Annotated in this window: 21 protein-coding genes and 1 pseudogene; 10 read left to right on the top strand and 12 right to left on the bottom strand. The window is 39.7% G+C overall.

What is annotated here, in order from left to right; all coding sequences use genetic code 11:
• Positions 1-115 precede the first annotated feature (115 nt).
• The 3 genes from NMS_RS12325 to NMS_RS12315 form a co-directional block, all read right to left on the bottom strand.
• Entirely contained in the window at positions 116-499 is a 384-nt protein-coding gene (locus tag NMS_RS12325) for a hypothetical protein (RefSeq protein WP_041497099.1), read from the bottom strand.
• A 173-nt stretch (positions 500-672) separates the two neighbouring features.
• A complete protein-coding gene (locus NMS_RS12320) occupies positions 673-1206 on the bottom strand; it encodes a porin family protein (RefSeq protein ID WP_158449012.1) in 534 nt (177 codons plus the stop codon).
• Between the two features lie 98 nt (positions 1207-1304).
• Positions 1305-1718, bottom strand: a complete 414-nt coding sequence (locus NMS_RS12315; RefSeq protein WP_041497097.1) for a hypothetical protein — start codon at positions 1716-1718, stop codon at positions 1305-1307.
• A gap of 160 nt (positions 1719-1878) precedes the next feature.
• On the opposite strand from NMS_RS12315, the gene porQ reads away from it, so the two are divergent.
• Both porQ and cmk read left to right on the top strand, forming a co-directional pair.
• Entirely contained in the window at positions 1879-2901 is a 1023-nt protein-coding gene (gene porQ, locus NMS_RS12310) for a type IX secretion system protein PorQ (RefSeq protein ID WP_041497096.1), read from the top strand.
• Between the two features lies 1 nt (position 2902).
• Entirely contained in the window at positions 2903-3592 is a 690-nt protein-coding gene (gene cmk / locus NMS_RS12305) for a (d)CMP kinase (RefSeq protein WP_041497095.1), read from the top strand.
• Here cmk and NMS_RS12300 read toward each other — a convergent pair.
• Positions 3573-4037, bottom strand: coding sequence for a hypothetical protein (locus NMS_RS12300; RefSeq protein WP_148311393.1), 465 nt, complete (start codon positions 4035-4037; stop codon positions 3573-3575). The genes cmk and NMS_RS12300 overlap by 20 nt on opposite strands.
• A 4-nt stretch (positions 4038-4041) precedes the next feature.
• Positions 4042-4500 (bottom strand): DUF1801 domain-containing protein, encoded by a 459-nt coding sequence (locus tag NMS_RS12295; RefSeq protein ID WP_041497092.1) that lies wholly within the window; start codon positions 4498-4500, stop codon positions 4042-4044.
• Positions 4501-4740: 240 nt separating this feature from the next.
• Here NMS_RS12295 and rpsA point away from each other — a divergent pair, with 240 nt between their 5' ends.
• The 5 genes from rpsA to NMS_RS12270 all read left to right on the top strand — a co-directional run bounded on the left by rpsA (position 4741) and on the right by NMS_RS12270 (position 9933).
• Positions 4741-6648: a 30S ribosomal protein S1 gene (rpsA, locus tag NMS_RS12290; RefSeq protein WP_052476963.1), complete on the top strand. Its 1908-nt coding sequence runs from the start codon at positions 4741-4743 to the stop codon at positions 6646-6648.
• A gap of 469 nt (positions 6649-7117) precedes the next feature.
• Positions 7118-7666, top strand: a complete 549-nt coding sequence (gene pyrR, locus NMS_RS12285) for a bifunctional pyr operon transcriptional regulator/uracil phosphoribosyltransferase PyrR (RefSeq protein WP_041497091.1) — start codon at positions 7118-7120, stop codon at positions 7664-7666.
• On the top strand, positions 7663-8601 hold the full coding sequence (locus NMS_RS12280; protein ID WP_041497090.1) for an aspartate carbamoyltransferase catalytic subunit: 939 nt from the start codon (positions 7663-7665) through the stop codon (positions 8599-8601). Before pyrR ends, NMS_RS12280 begins: the two co-directional genes overlap by 4 nt.
• Entirely contained in the window at positions 8591-8923 is a 333-nt protein-coding gene (locus tag NMS_RS12275; RefSeq protein ID WP_041497088.1) for a hypothetical protein, read from the top strand. Before NMS_RS12280 ends, NMS_RS12275 begins: the two co-directional genes overlap by 11 nt.
• A 104-nt stretch (positions 8924-9027) precedes the next feature.
• Positions 9028-9933, top strand: coding sequence for a ribonuclease Z (locus NMS_RS12270; protein WP_041497087.1), 906 nt, complete (start codon positions 9028-9030; stop codon positions 9931-9933).
• Positions 9934-10222: 289 nt separating this feature from the next.
• Here NMS_RS12270 and NMS_RS12265 read toward each other — a convergent pair whose 3' ends face one another.
• On the bottom strand, positions 10223-10738 hold the full coding sequence (locus NMS_RS12265) for a hypothetical protein (RefSeq protein WP_041497086.1): 516 nt from the start codon (positions 10736-10738) through the stop codon (positions 10223-10225).
• 145 nt (positions 10739-10883) lie between these two features.
• On the opposite strand from NMS_RS12265, the gene NMS_RS12260 reads away from it, so the two are divergent.
• The 3 genes from NMS_RS12260 (at position 10884) to carB (ending at position 14599) form a co-directional block, all read left to right on the top strand.
• On the top strand, positions 10884-11348 hold the full coding sequence (locus NMS_RS12260) for an AraC family transcriptional regulator (RefSeq protein WP_052476961.1): 465 nt from the start codon (positions 10884-10886) through the stop codon (positions 11346-11348).
• A gap of 130 nt (positions 11349-11478) precedes the next feature.
• A complete protein-coding gene (gene rpmH / locus NMS_RS13770; RefSeq protein WP_082438615.1) occupies positions 11479-11643 on the top strand; it encodes a 50S ribosomal protein L34 in 165 nt (54 codons plus the stop codon).
• A gap of 103 nt (positions 11644-11746) precedes the next feature.
• Entirely contained in the window at positions 11747-14599 is a 2853-nt protein-coding gene (gene carB / locus NMS_RS12255) for a carbamoyl-phosphate synthase large subunit (RefSeq protein ID WP_041497085.1), read from the top strand.
• Between the two features lie 69 nt (positions 14600-14668).
• Here carB and NMS_RS12250 read toward each other — a convergent pair whose 3' ends face one another.
• From NMS_RS12250 to NMS_RS12225, 6 genes and pseudogenes are all read right to left on the bottom strand, one after another.
• Entirely contained in the window at positions 14669-15214 is a 546-nt protein-coding gene (locus NMS_RS12250; protein WP_041497083.1) for an acyl-CoA thioesterase, read from the bottom strand.
• Between the two features lie 66 nt (positions 15215-15280).
• Complete coding sequence (locus NMS_RS12245) at positions 15281-15649, bottom strand: hypothetical protein (RefSeq protein ID WP_041497081.1); 369 nt, start codon at positions 15647-15649, stop codon at positions 15281-15283.
• Positions 15646-16362 carry a DUF3307 domain-containing protein gene (locus NMS_RS12240; RefSeq protein ID WP_041497080.1) on the bottom strand — a complete coding sequence of 239 codons (717 nt, stop codon included), beginning with the start codon at positions 16360-16362 and terminating at the stop codon, positions 15646-15648. Before NMS_RS12240 ends, NMS_RS12245 begins: the two co-directional genes overlap by 4 nt.
• Positions 16340-16966, bottom strand: coding sequence for a SatD family protein (locus tag NMS_RS12235; protein WP_041497078.1), 627 nt, complete (start codon positions 16964-16966; stop codon positions 16340-16342). Before NMS_RS12235 ends, NMS_RS12240 begins: the two co-directional genes overlap by 23 nt.
• A gap of 81 nt (positions 16967-17047) precedes the next feature.
• The gene (rmuC, locus tag NMS_RS12230; RefSeq protein ID WP_041497077.1) at positions 17048-18505 is read right to left on the bottom strand and encodes a DNA recombination protein RmuC; all 1458 of its coding nucleotides are present in this window, start codon (positions 18503-18505) and stop codon (positions 17048-17050) included.
• Positions 18506-18578: 73 nt separating this feature from the next.
• Positions 18579-19271, bottom strand: a pseudogene (locus NMS_RS12225) (ABC transporter ATP-binding protein); the annotation flags it as partial.
• Positions 19272-19273: the final 2 nt, after the last annotated feature.

The raw sequence follows: 19273 nt of genomic DNA, 5'->3' as shown, positions 1-19273 counted from the left end.
AAAGATTACAGGTCAATCTAGAATTAGCGGCTTTTACAATGATTGAACAAGTTGTATTGTCTAATTCAGCGTATCCACAACTTTTGATTTAAGTTCAGATTCTATTTCAAATTAATCAAGTCAACTTCCACTTATAATCCACATGAACCTTTTTTAAAATCAAGAAAAATGGAATCCACCAAATGAAGTCGTTTGTGATCAATGTATAGATAAACTCAAACGGAACCTTGCCTTGGGCATAATTAAAAACAAACCCTAGCGGTCCTAGAATCTTTCCCAGCATCCCAACGGCAACAATAGGCCAGTGGCGCATGGGATCATAACTTGCCCACCAATAGCCCAAACCGTAAACCCCTATCACCATTCCCATACCTTGCCATACCATAGGCTGGTTAAGTGGCTCCATGCCCACTAGTTCCCAAAACATTTGAGGGAATAACACGACCCAAGCGCCCCAAAGAATATTATAGATAGCTGCGAGTTGTAGAGTAAGTTTCATGAAATTGGATTTGAAACCTTAGTCTTGGTTTTACAAGTAGCTTTCGAAAAAGCTAAATAATTAAATCATTAGAACCTTGAAAATAATTTTATTTCAAGGTTTTATTAAAATTGAGACACAAAAAAAACCAAAGCGAAGGCTTTGGTTTTTAACAGTACAACGTTATTGAAATATTATAAACGGAATCCTAAACCAACTTGAATATAATTAAAATTAAGTTTGATGTCATCTCCAAAACCTAAATCATCTTCAAAACGGTTGTTTAATCCAAATACATATCTACCATCAATGAATAATTTATCTGTAAGGTCAAAAGAGAGTCCAGTACCAAAACCTACACCAAATTTCCTGAGACCTTCCGAATTTTCATCAAGTAAAAATTCAAATTGAGGTCCCGCTTGCAAGGCAAGCTTAGGTGTAGCAAGGTATTCAAACATTACTGGTAATGCTAGAGTACTTGAAGACTCTCCTTCAGAAAACGACAAGATCGCTTGTAATTCTGGTTGTATATTAAAATTTTCACTCAAACCAAACTCTCCATAAACTCCGATGTAGAATCCAGATAAATCAGAGTTTGCAGATACGTTTTCGTCTGATACACTTAAACTAAGACTGTTGAAACCTGCCTTGATACCGTTATTTGACGTTTGAGCTTTAGCGGCAATTGAGCTGAAAATTACAGCTCCAATAAGTAAAATTTGTTTCATCATTTTTTGATTGATTTTATGATTATGATTCGAAGATATATTAAAGTGTAGGATTATTAATAGTAATTATTTGGGAAATCTCATTGATAAAAATAACCTTAGATAATATTAAGTAACATAATCACCGTCCACACCACAACTCGCCACCAATTAGTAGAAGTAAGCTTATCACATAACGGAATATCAAATTGTTTTTTTAGCAATTCTTCATGCAGTGGTTTATAAAATAAAGCAGTAGATAACCACATGCTACCTACTAATATAAAATCAATCATATTCATGATTGCAAACCCAGAATCAAACAGTAAATAACCAGAAAGTAGCAGTTGACCTAACATCAAGGGAAGAACGATAAAAGTAATGTTCCGCATGTAGATGCGATGCCAGCGATCAAATCCAGACTTTTCATAATGACAAAAGCTAGGGTAGATGACCAGTTGAACCATCCAGATGAGCACAACGAGTCCAACGTCTGTCAGTAGTTTAAGAAGTTCCCAAATTGTAAATGTCATGAGTTTACTTTTGTTTTCAATGGTAGAAATCTTGTAAAGGTTGTGTTTAATACGCTTTCGCGAAAGCGATATCGCAACAAATACCAGCCTGTACTTTACAGCCCGTCAAAAATAAATTAAACTTGCAGTCGTTAAGTATGTGCAATCCACAAAGCATTTGATGCGTTACCGGTACCTGGTCCTTTTAATAACTGTTGTTTTGATAGCACCTGCCGAAGCGCAAATAGGTGGCGAGGCAACGTATCAATTTTTGAATTTGGTTACTGGTACTAAGCAGGCAGCTCTAGGCGGTCGAGTGTTGACCGTTGTGGATTACGACCCTACCACTGCCTTGTACAATCCGGCAACGATCAATGCCAAAATGGACAATCAGTTGCAAGTGAATTATGCTAATTACCTAGGCGATGTGAATTATGGTACGGCCAGTTATGCCTACACTTGGGACCGCCGCACCCAAACTTTTCATGCAGGAGTAACCTATCTCGACTACGGTAAATTCAATGGTTTTGATGAGCAGGGTAATGCGACTGGCGAGTTTGGAGGAAATGAAGTCGCTGTTTCTGTAGGGTATGCCTACAATATTCCCTGGTCCGATTTTTATGTAGGTGCAAATGTTAAATTAATCTCTTCTAAACTAGAGAGTTTCACCTCGTTAGGCGGTGCTGTAGATTTAGGTTTGCTCTATTATGATGAGGAGAAAGCCATGCGTGGTGCGCTGGTAGTTCGCAACTTGGGTACCCAGTTTACCGCATACAATGAGATATATGAAAGTTTGCCGTTAGAGATCGCTCTAGGCTTTTCTAACACGATGCGCACCTTGCCTGTAAGGCTGCACGTGACTCTTGAAAATCTGCAAAAATGGAATATTGCATTTTCTAATGAGGCAAACGCGCAGCGGGATCTAGATGGAAATGTGGTGAGTGAAGAACCTGGTTTTTTCAATAATGCTTTGAGGCATACAGTTTTAGGTGTAGAAATATTTCCTGAAAGTGCTTTTGAATTGCGGTTGGGTTATAGTTTCCGCAGGGCAGAGGAGTTGCGCATACAAGATACCAGAGCTTTTTCTGGATTGAGTGCTGGCTTTTCATTGAAAGTCAATAAGATGCGCTTTAGTTATTCTCATGCGCGATATACCCTAGCTTCTCATACTAGTTTTTTAGGTGTAAATATTAACTTGCAATAATATGCAGCGTAAAATTACTATTGCTATTGATGGCCATTCCAGTACGGGAAAAAGCACCGTAGCCAAAGAATTAGCTTACAAATTAGGATACTTATATGTAGACACTGGAGCGATGTATCGCGCAGTTTCATTTTTCGCTTTAAGCGAAAACTTAATCAACGATGGACAACTGGACGAAGCTGCATTAGAACAACGGTTGAAGGATATCAACATTTCTTTTGAACGTGACCCAGAAACTGGAACAAACGAGGTTTGCCTCAATGGAAAGAATATTGAATCTCAAATACGAACCCTAGAAGTAAGTGGTGTGGTAAGTAAAGTAGCATCTGTATCTGCAGTGCGATCCAAACTTGTAGAACAACAGCAAAGGATGGGAGCTGCAAAAGGTGTGGTTATGGATGGTCGCGATATAGGTACGGTTGTTTTTCCAGATGCAGAGTTGAAAGTATTTATGACAGCCGCGGCCGATGTTCGTGCACAAAGACGTTATGAAGAGCTAACTAAGGCCGGACAGCAAGTTCAGTATGATGATGTTCTTAAGAACGTCATTGAACGGGATCACATCGATTCCAATCGCGAAGACAGCCCGCTAGTCCAGGCTGATGATGCATTATTGCTAGATACAAGTCATATGGATCGAGATCAGCAATTTGATACTCTCCTGCACTGGGTCAATCAGGAATTACGGTAGGCGCTTTTCCAGGCCGTGTTTCTGGGAAATATTCATGTACCGTGCTGTCTCTCATAAACTTGAATCTTAATACAGATCGGTCATTTTTAAGGATCTCATAATCTAATGTGTCTCCGTCACGTATCAAGTGTAAATAACTCACACCGTCATCTGCCGTGCTGTTTCCTTTAAATTCTTGATCTACTATATAATCGTAGTAATCGTTTATGGTATCTGTCTCAGTACGGTAAAACATATTGATGCGATCGCTGGAGATTTCCATTCCTGCGCTTGTGTCTAGATCATTGAGGTAAGTGTCTTGTTTTAATACTTGTGGAAGTTTGATCGAGGGATCCACTTTTTTGAACTGTTCAGGATTGTTTCTAGGATCCTCAATAACCACTGGTTTTTCATTGCAGCTGTTCAATAGGAGTAGTGAGGCAAAGGCGTAAAATAAATTTTTCAAAAGGCTAACGTTTGATTTGGTTTTCATAAGTCTCAATCCATTCTTTAACAGAAATCTTGCCACAAAGTTCTGCAATTAAGTCATAAGGAATTGCATCTATCTTTTTAAAACGTATGCAGCTTTTTCCCATGTCTAGTTTCGTTTTAGAATGTTTAGGATATTCATTTTTAAACCATTCTAAAACATCTGGGTTTGTATAAATTCCCATGTGGTAAAGAGCGATGTAATTCTTTTGGGAAGCTATATTTATAAAAGGCAATGGTGTCAATGCTTTTCCAGCATGGTAGCCTGCAGGATAGGTTTCTAAAGGCACATGATAGGCGAGCATTCCATAACTCATCGCTTCTTCAAAACCTTCTGGTAAATGATTTAGGACGGTTTGTCTTAATTGCTGCACGGCAGGCTTTCGGTCCTCTGGAAGTTCCTTTATATACTCCTCTGGTGTTGTAGTTTTTGAAGTCATGTGGTGAATCTTAATGGTGCGTTGAAGTTAAAAAGGTTTTCGCTTTCGCGAAAGCGAACTCACAAACAATCGATTACCTTAAAGAAGTGTTGCAATTATTTTAAAATTACTGTACTTTTGCAAGCCCAAATCGAGAATACGGAAACCGATTGGGAATCAAAACTTTATATAAATCTTCTAGGGAAGTTTCTATAAGTTTCCGGCAGACCCTGGAATACAAATTTTAATCAGCAACCTATTATGGCTGAAGAAACAACAAAACAAGAACTAGAGGCTGCACAAGAAGGTGCCACTCAAGAAATTGTTCAAGAACAAGTAGAAAAGGAAACTCCTCTAGAGGCTCCTAAAAAACAACAAGATCCTCAAGAATTTTTGGATACTTTCGACTGGGAACGTTACAGTGAAGGTATTGAGAAGGTTGATGAGGAGCAATTAAAGTCTTTTGAAAAGCTAGTTGCCGAGAACTTTGTAGATACTATCGATAGCGATGTAATTACAGGTACGGTAATTAAAATCACTGATCGTGATGCGATCATTGATATCAATGCTAAATCTGAAGGTGTTATTTCCCTTAACGAATTCCGCTACAATCCTAACCTTAAGGAAGGTGATAAAGTAGAGGTTCTTGTAGATGTACGTGAAGACGCAACAGGACAATTGATTCTATCGCACCGTAAGGCAAGATTGATCAAAGCTTGGGAGCGTGTAAACAATGCACATGATACAGGTGAGATCGTTAATGGATACGTAAAATGCCGTACGAAAGGTGGTATGATCGTAGACGTATTCGGTATCGAGGCGTTCCTTCCAGGATCTCAAATCGATGTGAAGCCTATACGTGATTATGATGCATACGTAGATAAAACAATGGAATTTAAGGTGGTGAAAATCAACCACGAATTCAAAAACGTTGTTGTATCGCACAAAGCACTTATCGAGGCAGATATTGAAGAGCAGAAAAAAGAAATTATCTCTCGTCTAGAGAAAGGACAAGTACTAGAAGGTGTTGTGAAAAACATCACTTCTTACGGTGTGTTTGTTGATCTAGGTGGTGTAGATGGATTGGTACACATTACAGACCTTTCTTGGTCTCGTATCAACCACCCTAATGAGGTTGTAGAGCTAGATCAAACGCTTAACGTGGTAATCCTTGACTTTGATGAAGATAAGTCACGTATCCAGTTAGGTATGAAGCAGCTTGAAGCTCACCCATGGGAGGCGATGTCTGACAAGATCAAACCAGGTGATAAAGTGAAAGGTAAAGTAGTTGTTATTGCAGACTACGGTGCATTTGTAGAAGTAGAAGAAGGTGTTGAAGGATTAGTTCACGTATCTGAAATGTCATGGTCTACGCACTTAAGAAGTGCTGGTGACTTTGTAAAAGTAGGAGATATCATTGATGCTGAGGTTCTAACGCTTGACAGAGAAGATCGTAAGATGTCTCTAGGTATGAAGCAATTGACTCAAGATCCATGGACTGACATTACTACTAAGTATCCTGTAGGTTCTCGTCACACTGGTGTGGTTAGAAACTTTACCAACTTTGGAGTATTCGTAGAATTGGAAGAAGGAGTAGACGGATTGATCTACATCTCTGACCTTTCTTGGACTAAGAAAATCAAGCACCCATCAGAATTCTGCGCGGTAGGCGATAAGCTAGATGTTGTAGTACTTGAATTAGATGTTGAAGGTCGCAAGTTGTCCCTAGGACACAAGCAGACTGAAGACAATCCATGGGATAAGTACCAGGGAGAATTCGGTGTTGGAACTAAACATGAAGTAGAGATCACTGAAATGGTGGATAAAGGAGCTGTTGTTAAATTTAATGACGACATCACTGTATTCATCCCTAGCCGTCACCTTGAAAAAGAAGATGGATCTAAATTAGGAAAAGGTGAGAAAGCCGAAATCGAAATCATTGAATTCAATAAAGAATTCAAGCGTGTCGTAGGTTCTCATATGGTTATCCATAAGGAAGAGGAAGCTAAGATCGTTAAGCAAGCTGCTAAGCAGCAGCAAGACGCTGACAAGCCAACTCTAGGAGATGCTAACTCTAAACTTCAAGCATTGAAAGATAGAATGGAAGGTAAAGTGGAAGCTGCACCAGCCAAAAAGTCTTCTAAAAAAGCAGCTAAAGAAGAAGAATAGTCTTCAACTTTTATAAATAGGAATCCCTTGTCATTACTATGGCAAGGGATTTTTTTTTCAATCTACTATGGTAATTTATGGGGCGTTCCACTGGACCTCGCTATCGCTCGATCTGCGGTCGGGCTCTGCGCTTCAATCTTTTATACGACGCATTGCATGCGTTCGTAAAAAAGGATTTTCACTTCGATCCCTAACGCGATTTTGAATAACGATTTAAGATTAGCGATTTATGATTTGTGATTGAAAAAAAAATAATTTACCACATACCACATACCACATACCACATACCACATACCACATACCACATACCACATACCTAGTTCCCGTTAAGTCTTTGGCGCCGCAAACCTTACTACTTCTAGTTTTACCGAGAAAGACTAGTGACCTACTCAACAAGGAATAATTTGACCTACTACTACAAACCAAGCGTTATCCAAATACTTTATATTTGTACCCATCAGAATCGCTCATGAGCCAGAAAATTCTTCTCAACGCTGCCCAGTTGGACATCATATTGCACCGGTTAGCCTGTCAATTGATTGAGAATCATGGTGATTTTCACAATACTGCGCTTATAGGTGTACAACCGCGAGGAGTCTTTGTTCTTAAAAGACTCGAGCGCTTGCTTAAAGAACAGTATCAAATAGAAAACCTACAAACGGGCTTGCTAGATATCACCTTTTACCGCGATGACTTTAGACGTGGAGAAGAACCCTTGAAAGCAAATAGTACAGAGATCAATTTTATCTTAGAAAATAAGAATGTAGTAATCGTAGACGATGTTTTGTATACAGGTCGCAGCATACGTGCAGCTCTTACCGCGCTGCAATCCTTTGGTAGACCTAAGACCATAGAATTGCTTACTCTTATTGATAGACGTTTTTCCAGACACTTGCCCATACAGCCGGACTATAATGGCCGTCAGGTAGACGCTATTGGCAATCAAAAAGTGAAGGTGATGTGGAAAGAGTCTGCTGGCGAGGATGCAGTGTACTTACTTAAAAATGAAGATCAATGAGTCAATTGAGTGTCGATCATTTGTTAGGAATCAAATACCTCACTACAGAGGATATCCAATTGATCCACAAAACTGCTGATCAATTCAAGGAAGTAATCAATCGGCCTATTAAGAAAGTACCTTCCTTACGGGATATTACTATCGCTAATTTATTCTTTGAAAACTCCACAAGAACCAAGCTCTCCTTTGAACTTGCAGAAAAGCGACTGAGTGCAGACGTCATCAATTTTAGCGCTGCACAAAGCTCCGTTAAGAAAGGGGAGACCCTAATTGATACTGTAAACAATATTCTTGCTATGAAAGTGGATATTGTTGTCATGCGCCATCCTAATCCTGGTGCAGGAGTCTTTCTTTCTAAACACGTTAAGGCGAGAATTGTCAATGCCGGCGATGGAGCACACGAGCATCCTACTCAGGCTTTGCTTGATAGTTATTCCATTAGGGAGAAGCTAGGAAGTCTAGAAGGCAAAAAGGTAGTGATCGTTGGAGATATTCTTCACAGTCGAGTGGCTTTATCAAATATCTATTGCTTAAAAAAATTAGGTGCTGAGGTTATGGTTTGTGGACCTGCAACATTAATCCCTAGACATATAGCAGATTTAGGAGTTAAGGTAGAGCTCAATTTGAAAAAAGCATTACAATGGTGCGATGTAGCTAATATGTTGCGCGTACAAAACGAGCGCATGGACATTTCTTATTTCCCTAGTGTTAGAGAATACGTTCAGCAATATGGAGTGACTCGTGAAATTTTAGATGGTCTGGATAAGGAGATTGTCATCATGCACCCTGGACCTATCAATCGTGGGGTAGAAATTACTAGCGAGGTAGCAGATTCTGACCAAGCTATCATATTAAACCAAGTAGAGAATGGGGTGGCCATTCGCATGGCGGTATTGTACCTGATCGCCTCAAAAATTCAACATCATGACCAGTAAGACTACCGAGAAATACACCTTATTACAAGACGACCAAGATGGTGTTTGTGACTTTGCAAATTTCCTAACTCGTATACATGAAAAGTTTGCTGACGTCAACTTAGTCATCGACTTGTTGAAGTATGATGATATGAATCTGCAAGATTTGCTGTGTTTTTTGACTTTGAGCAATCAACATAGAGCAGGAAAGCAGTCTTTAGTTATTGTAAACACAGCATTATCTAGAGACGAGATTCCTGATGAGATTTTAGTGGTTCCTACCATAAAAGAGGCAGAGGACATTATTGATATGGAAGAGATCGAGCGGGACTTAGGGTTTTAAAAAGATTTCTTGTTCCAACGCCAGTCTTTCTGACTTAATGATACTAAGTTATATCAACTATTCTGAGTCCGTGTTTACCTTACTAATCCACTGATAAAAAGCTTTTGAAACTAACCATACTCGGTTGCCATAGCGCCACACCTAGAGACAATGCCAGACCTACCGCTCAAGTGCTGGAGGTGAAAGGGCATCTGTTTTTGATCGATTGTGGGGAAGGAACACAGATGGCGTTGCGCAAGCATGGCGTTAAGTTTGCTAGAATCAAGCATATTTTTATTTCCCACTTGCACGGCGATCACGTTTATGGTTTAGTAGGCTTGATTTCCACATTTTGCCTTTTGGGTCGCGAGCAACCTTTACACGTGTATGGTCCTAAAGGGATCAAAGAGATGATCGAGTTGCAAATGCGACTCGGTAGTAGCTACATGCCGTTTGAATTACGCTTTCGCGAAAGCGTGGAACCCACAGCCACACTACTTCTAGAAGATGATAGTTTGACCGTCACCAGCATACCGCTAAATCACCGAGTCTATACTCACGGATTTTTAGTGAGAGAAAAGCCAGGTGAACGACATCTCGATGTAGTAGCCTGCGAAGAGCTGGATGTAGAAAAAGCCTACTACCGAAAAATCAAGCAAGGAGCAGATTATGTGCGGGAGAATGGTGAGGTTATTAATAATGAGAAACTTACCACACCTGGAAAGCCGCCCAAGAGTTATGCGTTTTGCAGCGATACGATGTATAAAGAGGATATCATCCCGCAGATCACTGGAGTGACCGCCCTGTACCACGAGAGTACATTCTTAAAACCTCACGAGGATCTTTGCAAGAAAACAAAACACAGCACCGCTGCGCAAGCGGCAACGATTGCTAAGAAAGCCGATGTAGGCATGCTGATCCTAGGGCATTATTCCTCTCGTTACAAATCCTATGATATGTTTACGGACGAGGCGCGACCTATTTTTGAGAATTCCCATTGTGCGCTGGATGGGAAGGTTTTTGAGTTCTAGTCGGAATTAGAATCAAGATATAGAAGAGTGAAACGAATTAGATTTTACTTCAAATAAGTCTGTGAAACCAGTATCGAGCGACAGTCGAGATATGGTTTAAGTTCCAATCTAGGTTTCTTGCAAATTCCTTTTCTCGACTTTCGCTCGAAACAGGAATTACAAACAACTCAATTAGAAAGCACAAATACATGTTTACTTATAAACACCAAAAAACTCTGGTGTCTTGGATCTATTTTCTTGATTCGCCTTTAAGTCAATCTTCGGTCATCATCAAGTCAACTGTCTTGAACTAGATCTTCTTCATCTGCTGCTTCATCATTTTTACCTGATCAGTCAGCATGCCGTGTTTGTCTAGTTTCTTAGCTTCATTAAGTAGGGTAGTGGCCTCGCGCTTACGGCGTTTAGTCATCGCAATACCTGCTAGGTTCAATTTTGCCACTGCAAGATCTTGATCCATATTCAAACCTAATTTAATCGCTTTGCGGAAATATTTCTCTGCTTGCGTCATGTTAGTTTGAGAAATCATTAAGCCTTGTAGGTAGTTATAATACCCTTGTTGTTTAGTCACCAGTGCAGCTTCTGGATCTTTGATTTTAGCAAGCCATTTTTGAGCACCTTCAAAATCTTGCTTCCTTAAGCGTAAGAATGCTAATAAAATGATTTCATTCTTGAAGTAAAGGAATACAAAAATTCCTGATAACAGGATCAACATAATCCCTGTAAGTATTTCGTTTCTAGTGAATTGGTAAATGCCGAAAGCTATGACCAGTCCAGCCAAAACCAATTTTATATTCTTATTAAACATCTGTAATTTTGTTTGGGCTGCAAATATAGACAACGCTTGAGATTTCCGCAGGATTAACGCACTAGTAATCGATAGGGTAGAAGTCTTTTAGTTGCTGTATACTTGAAAATATTTCGCTTTCGCGAAAGCGAACTAAAACAACTTCATGAACACGCGCATTGAAATTAAAGAGGTAGAAGACATGCAATTGGTAGCCATGACTGTAAAAGGCTTTGATAAAGTCGCTGCAGCTTATGAGAAATTGGTCAAATGGGCTGCACCGAATGGTTTGCTTGAATTAGCCAAAACAAAAATGGTGACCATCTATCACGATAGTGCCAGGGACACACAGCATGATAAAGTGCGAATCAGCGCCTGTGTCTTGGTGGATCAAGAAGTTACGAACACTGACGATTTTGAGCAGATCGTTTTTAAGCCCCATCGCTGTATCATCGCGCCTATGGAAATAGGATTGCAGGAGTTTGAACAGGCGTGGAAAAGCCTTTTTATATGGATGCAAGAAAATGATTATCAAAAATCAGATGCAAATCCATTTGAGGTTTATCATAACAATTATCAGGAACACCCTGAGAAAAAATGTATTGTGGACTTTTGTATACCTATAGATTAGAAGCATTGTTGATAACCGGTTAACTTTCCTAATTATTTTTACAAGGAAACGTTGTGTAGTTCTAAAGACTTCCTATCTTTGCACCCGATTAAAAATTAAGGTTCGCCCTTTTATTATATAGAATTACACGATGGCACAAAAGAGAACATACCAACCTAGTAAGAGAAAGAGAAGAAACAAGCACGGTTTCAGAGAGCGCATGGCATCTGCAAATGGTCGTAAGGTTCTTGCACGTCGTAGAGCAAAAGGGCGTAAGAAACTTTCTGTTTCAACTGAAAGAAGACATAAGAGATAATGACTTATCATCTATAAATTATAGGCGTTACTTTTTTAGAAGTAACGCCTTTTTTTATGCCTTTTAATTAACGAAATTTAGCATCACCCAGAAATATAAACCAATGCCGAAAAGAACTGACATCAAATCTGTACTGCTCATAGGTAGCGGTCCAATTGTTATAGGTCAAGCCTGTGAATTTGACTATGCCGGATCACAATCCTTAAGATCACTAAGGGAAGAAGGAATCGAGACCATCCTGATCAATTCAAACCCTGCCACCATCATGACTGACCCGTCGATGGCAGATCATGTATATCTCTTACCGCTTACCACTAAATCCTTACGTAAAATTTTAGAGGAGCACCCGCAAATTGATGCAGTATTGCCTACAATGGGTGGGCAAACGGCTCTAAATCTATGTATTGAGGCTCAGGACAAAGGAATCTGGGAAGATCACAATGTAGATTTGATAGGAGTAGATATCGACGCTATCAACATCACTGAAGATAGAGAGAAGTTTAGAAATCTAATGGAAAAAATAGGAGTAGGTATGGCGCCGCAAGCCACTGCTACCTCATTTTTGAAAGGAAAGGAAATTGCTCAAGAATTTGGTTTTCCTCTTTGTATACGCTCATCCTTCACTCTAGGAGGTGCAGGTGCGGCAATTGTTCATAAAGAAGAAGACTATGATGAGCTGTTGACTCTTGGTCTAGAGGTGTCTCCTATTCATGAGGTAATGATTGATAAAGCCCTATTAGGCTGGAAGGAATATGAATTAGAATTATTAAGAGATAAAAATGATAACGTGGTTATCATTTGTACGATAGAAAACATGGATCCTATGGGAATCCATACGGGTGATTCTATAACAGTAGCGCCAGCCATGACTTTATCAGATCGTACCTACCAAAAGATGCGTGATATGGCTATTCATATGATGCGCAGTATAGGTGAATTTGAAGGTGGTTGTAATGTACAGTTTGCTGTTAGCCCAGATGAGAGAGAAGAAATCATAGCGATAGAGATTAATCCTCGTGTGTCAAGATCTTCCGCATTAGCAAGTAAAGCAACCGGTTATCCTATAGCCAAAGTGGCTACTAAACTAGCATTAGGCTATACCCTGGATGAATTGAACAACCAAATCACAGGGAATACTTCTGCGCTTTTTGAGCCAACTCTAGATTACGTCATCGTGAAGATACCACGTTGGAATTTTGACAAATTTGAAGGATCTGACCGCACGCTAGGCTTACAAATGAAGTCTGTAGGTGAAGTGATGGGAATAGGAAGATCGTTTCAAGAAGCCCTGCATAAAGCCACACAGTCGTTAGAGATCAAACGTAATGGACTAGGGGCAGATGGGAAAGGTTATACCGACTACAATCAAGTAATTGATAAATTAACAAATGCCAGTTGGGATCGCGTTTTTGCATTATACGATGCAATCACGATGGGAATTTCCTTATCTAGAATCCACGAGATCACACGTATTGACATGTGGTACTTAAAGCAATTTGAGGAATTACATGAGCTTGAAAAGGAAATAGGAAAATTTGATATTAGTTCGCTTTCGCGAAAGCTACTTCTAGAAGCTAAACAAAAAGGATTTGCAGATCGTCAGATAGCACATATGCTAGGTTGTTTAGAGTCCGAAGTTTATAAAAAGCGGGATGAGATGAATATCAATCGAGTATACAAACTCGTAGATACTTGTGCTGCAGAATTTAAAGCAGATACGCCTTACTACTACAGCACTTTTGAAGCAGATGTAGAAACGCCTGACGGGAAACGAGCAGCGCAAAATGAAAGCATCGTAACTGATAAGAAAAAAGTCATTGTCCTAGGTTCAGGACCTAACCGTATAGGTCAGGGAATAGAGTTTGATTACTGCTGTGTTCATGGAGTTTTTGCGGCACAAGAATGCGGCTATGAAGCTATTATGATCAACTGTAATCCAGAAACGGTTTCTACCGACTTTGATACGGCTGACAAACTTTATTTTGAGCCCGTATTCTGGGAACATATATATGACATCATACGTCACGAAAAGCCAGAAGGCGTGATCGTACAACTAGGTGGGCAAACTGCCTTAAAACTCGCAGAGAAGTTGGATCGATACGGTATTAAAGTGTTAGGAACCAGTTATGAGGCGCTTGATCTAGCGGAAGACCGTGGTCGTTTTTCCAAACTGTTGAAAGACATTGATATTCCTTACCCACCATTTGATATTGCCACCACACCAGATGAGGCATTGAAAGTGGCTGATAAATTAGACTTTCCCATTCTAGTACGACCATCCTACGTTCTAGGTGGACAAGGAATGAAGATCGTGATCAACAAACAAGAGCTGGAAGAGCATGTCGTGGACATTTTGAGAAAGATCCCAAACAATGTTTTACTACTCGACCATTACCTAGATGGTGCGATAGAAGCGGAGGCAGATGCTATCTGTGATGGTGAAAATGTCTACATCATCGGGATTATGGAGCACATCGAACCTTGTGGAATTCACTCTGGAGATTCTAATGCCACCTTACCGCCATTTAACCTTGGTGATTTAGTAATGCAGCAGATCAAGGATCATACTAAGAAGATTGCACTAGCGCTAAAGACCGTTGGTTTGATTAACATTCAGTTTGCTATAAAAAATGACATCGTTTATATCATTGAGGCTAACCCGCGAGCGTCGAGAACGGTCCCGTTTATTGCTAAGGCATATGGTGAACCTTATGTGAATTATGCCACCAAAGTGATGCTAGGGGAGAAGAAAGTCACTGATTTTGACTTCAATCCACAATTAAAAGGATATGCGATTAAACAACCAGTATTCTCTTTCAATAAATTCCCGAACGTAGATAAACGCCTAGGCCCAGAAATGAAATCCACAGGAGAAAGTATCTTATTTGTAGATAGCTTGAAAGACGATGAGTTTTACGAGTTGTATGCAAGACGTAGGATGTATTTGAGTAAATAAAGGAACTAAACTCAACAACGCCTGCTTTTTCAAGCAGGCGTTGTTATTTTATATAATAAGTTTGTCTCTCTAAGATGGCAGCTCCACATTATAATCCTTCAACTGCTTCACAAATTCAGCAGCCGAAAAGTTGGTAGCCTTCATCTCTCGAGCGGACTCTCGCTTGATGCTCTTACGTCTTATTTCACGTGCAAACCTACGTATGTGAGTTTCTGTCGTTAATTTCAATCCAGGAACGGCAACCGTTTTTCCGTTTTCATCTTTGGCAACCATGGTAACATAGCTGGAGTTGCAATGTTTGGATATTCCGGACTTGATATCCTCTGCATCCACTCGTATTCCTATAACCATAGAGGTGTTCCCTACATAATTTACAGTGGCTTTGAGCGTCACCATTTCGCCAACTTCTATAGGAGCTAAGAAATCTACAACATCAACACTAGCGGTTACACAGTAGTTGTGGCTGTGTTTTGATGCACAGGCAAATGCAATTTGATCTACTAATGATAAGATGTGGCCTCCATGAATTTTTCCAGAGAAATTAGCATGGGATGGCAACATCAGCATGGAAAGCGTAACTCTGGATTCTTCTGGTGTTTTGAATTTTGCAGACATGTTGATGGGTTTGTTCGCTTTCGCGAAAGCGAAAACAACTAAAAAAAGGTTACTGGACCAGAAACTCTAGTTTCTATTAAAATGCGGCGATTGCTCTAGCGTAACCCCTGTAATAAAGTATTTAGTATCGCCCCAAAAGAAGAAGGTTCCAAACCGCTCTTCATACTCGAGCTTTACATATTGACCTTGATATTCCTTTAATTTATCAATCACTTCCTTTTCCTCGTCAAGTACGGAGAATGAAAATATCTGTGCGCCACTGATGCCTTGTGAAATCTCACCTTCCCAAGTTTTAACGAGGTACCCTTTGCTGGAAAATTTGATCAATTCTCCACTACGGTACCCGTCAGAATAAGTCGCAAAATATAAAAAGGTATACCACAAAATCGCCATTATGGCAATAGTGGCAAGAATAACACCGAGGATCTTTCTCATAGTTGTACGAGTTTTTGAAACGCAAGCCCTGTAAGAATCGCGATGCCAAAGCTAAGCAAAGTCCCGATCAATACATATTCCGTTAGTTTCATATTGTGCTCTCTGTTAAGGTCGCCAAACCTAAAAACAGATTTGGCTGCTAATAGAAAACCTACAGCTCCAAATTGCCCCACAACAATAAAAATGAACACCAATAAACGTTCAATAATACCTATCCAATTACCTGCATTTTTTAAGGAATTGATTCCAGTGTTCCCTGGGCTCAACTTCCATCTGGTAAAAAAAGTTTTAAGGGCAATGCTTACAGGTGTGGTCAGGAACACTAGGCACAAAATAAGAATCCATACTTGAATAGGTATTTCCAATTCAAAGTCTGCAAAATTTGATGTTGACTCTATGAAAATCAATATGATTACCGCAATATGAGCTACTTGATCTGCCAGGAATAACCAGCGTTTGTTTTTTTTATTGGTAGCATACAACTTCCCTGCGTCAATCAATAAATGTGATATCATGATGATCAATGGTATGTACCATAGCTCAATATCCCAGACAGCAATAGCTGCAAGGATCCCATGAATCAGAACATGAAAATAAAGTGCTGCAGATTTGAGTTTGTTCTTTTCTTTGCTCTTGACACTTTTAGTGGTCTGAAGAAAGAAATCGCCTATCAGATGAGCGAGGATGAGTTTAACGAGTATGGCTAGCGTCATGATTTACATCATTATAGTATTGATGGAATAATCCGTATAGTTCTTGAGTTTCCTGCCAGTTTGCTCGATTGAGTCTGCGGCTTGCTGTTGATTGTTGAATTCCTAATTTTTTCCCTAATTCTTCTTGGGTCAAGCTAGGGTTATCAAGCAGTTCATATACTACTGACGCTGAATTTTCTGTCCAATCATCCATGTACAGCAAAGCCATTTTAAGAACCGCATTCATATAATTATCTAATTTATGATCAGATCTGACCATAATGTTTTGTTCTTTGTTTTTCAGAGAATCCAATAGTTCACCAGATCGTGTCAACGCATTTCCAGTAGATATAGCTACGTTATTCTCGATGATATTTACATCACCTAATCCTATTGCAACCCTCACATCTAAAGAACTTAAACGCTTTAAGGCTGTTTTTAATTTTAAAGCTGCATACAAACCAAGTTGTGGTCGATTCAATACCGCTTGAAAACTATCGCCTCTATAAATCTGAAACATTCCGTCTTGGGAATATTCAGACAAAACTGATTTGAGTACCGTTAGATACTCATCTGGATTGTTTTGTTGTGAGTTGACGATATCTCCTGCGATGACTACTTCCATAAGTATTACGTAAATATGTAATATATCAAATGTATTACATAAAAGCGTAATATTTAAAATTATTACGTAAAAGTGTAATAATTATTCTTCTGTGTCGTCAGAACTATCCAGTTCTAAATAGTCTGGGTCGTTATCGACGGCGCGACGTACGAGTTTTTCATTCACAGCCTTATTAGCTTTAGCTCCTAGTTTCTTCAAACGCTCCACACGCCCTATCAAGTTTCCAGAGCCCTCACTCAACTTATTCATACTAGACTTATAGGTTTTCTGAACCGTGTCCATTTGTTGCCCTACTTTGATCAAATCATCGGTAAGACCTACGAATTTATCATAGAGCGAGCCAGCAGCTTTAGCAATGTCTAACGCATTCTTCTGCTGCTTCTCGTTTTGCCACATGGTATCAATGGTGCGCAAGGTCGCTAGTAATGTTGTAGGTGTAACAATCACAATATTCTTTTCAAATGCATCTGTATAAACCGTAGAGTCAAAGTTCAGTGCTGCTGCAAAAGCAGGTTCAATAGGAACAAATAGCAACACGAAGTCTGGGCTGTCCATAGCATAAAGCTCATGATAGTTCTTTTCTGATAAGTCATTCACGTGTTTGCGTAAAGCCATCACATGAGCTTTCAAAAATTGAGTTTGTTGGGCTTCATCTTCCTCATTGACCCAACGTTCATAGGCGTTAAGCGACACTTTAGAATCAATCACCATTTTATTGCCACCTGGTAAATGAACGACCACATCAGGATAATACATCTTGCCTTCCTCAGTTCGCACGCTTTGTTGTACTTCATATTCAGAGCCTTTTTCAAGACCTGACTTTTCAAGAACTCGTTCTAGAACTAGTTCTCCCCAGTTCCCGCGCATCTTTGAGTCTCCTTTCAAAGCTTTAGTAAGGTTGCTGGTCTCCTTACTCATTTGCTCATTTAATTCCTTCAAGCCTATAATTTGCTGTCGTAAGGAACTTTGACGATCAATTGTATCCTTATGTGTGTCTTCCACACGTTTTTCAAAACTTTTGATCTTCTCTTGCAGCGGATTCAAAATCTGTTCAATGTTGAGTTTATTTTGAGTGGTGAACTTGGTGCTTTTCTCATCAAGGATTTTGTTGGCTAGATTCTCAAATTCTTTGGTGAACTTCTCATTCAGCTTTTCAAGTTCGGCCTGAGACTCGCTGTATTTTTCTTCCGCTTTTTCATGAATGGTACGCATCTGGGCAAGTTGAACACTTAGGTTTTCTTTATCTTGATTGAGCGTGGTATAATTCTCTTCAGTTTTGGAAAGTCTGCTGCGCAAGTCTTCTAAAGTTTCTTTTTTCTGACTGATCTCCGCATGCAAGGCGCTTTGAGAATTGCGCAATTCGTCACGTTCTCTAGTAATTTGTTTACCATCTTCCACAAGAAGGGATAAACGTTCTTTTTCATTCTCTAGAAATTGAAGTGGAGAAGAGAATTTACTTTTGGCAAAAAACCAGCCCGCTAGAGCTCCCACTGCTAATCCTGCGATCAGCATCACTACCGCAAACACATCTGCCGTCATAAAAATTGATTTAGTGTAAAGTTACAAAGTGAAGCTGGGCGATCTAAAATTCTCTTGGAGCAGTTATCCACATTTACAAGTTGGAATCCTTTAAAGTATATTGACCATCATTCCATGAAAGAAAAGGAGATGGAAATAATTGCTGCAAGATGTTCTTCTTTTTAAACTCTTCTGCACTTTTGAACCTGATGTATTCCTCGTTAAAATAAAGAACTTGATCTGCTAGGGAAGTGGCCATAGCAATCTCATGGGTAGAGAACAAAATAGTTTTCCCATGCACCTTGCAGTGATTTTTCAGTTTTATCAGTAATTCCGCCTTATGGTGAATGTCTAGATGATTGGTAGGTTCATCCATCAGGATGTAATCCGTTTGTTGCACTAGGGCACGAGCGATCAAGGCTCGTTGTAGCTGTCCATCACTTAAGGTGGATAATTGCCGGTATTGTAAGTCTTTCAGTTCAAAATCAGCTACAACAGTGTGGATGACAAGTTCATCCTCAGCGGTCAAGCGTCCTAAAAAGTTAGTATACGGCGCCCGGCTTATTTCTAGCAACTGCATTACAGTAATGGATTTGCTGATGGCACGATCTGTTGTGAGAATGGCGATATCCTTGGATAAATTTTCTAATGGGATTTGAGCAATGGCTTTCCCGTTGAGCGATACGCTTCCTTTTAAAAGGTGTTCACCGCTTGCCATACATCTCAACAAGGTTGATTTTCCTGTCCCGTTAGCACCTATGATGGCGATGAATTTCGCTTTCGCGAAAG

The organism is Nonlabens marinus S1-08, from assembly GCF_000831385.1.
Lineage (GTDB): Bacteria > Bacteroidota > Bacteroidia > Flavobacteriales > Flavobacteriaceae > Nonlabens > Nonlabens marinus.
Note: the sequence above shows the minus strand (reverse complement) of the source record. Positions and strands in the feature narration are given on the sequence as shown.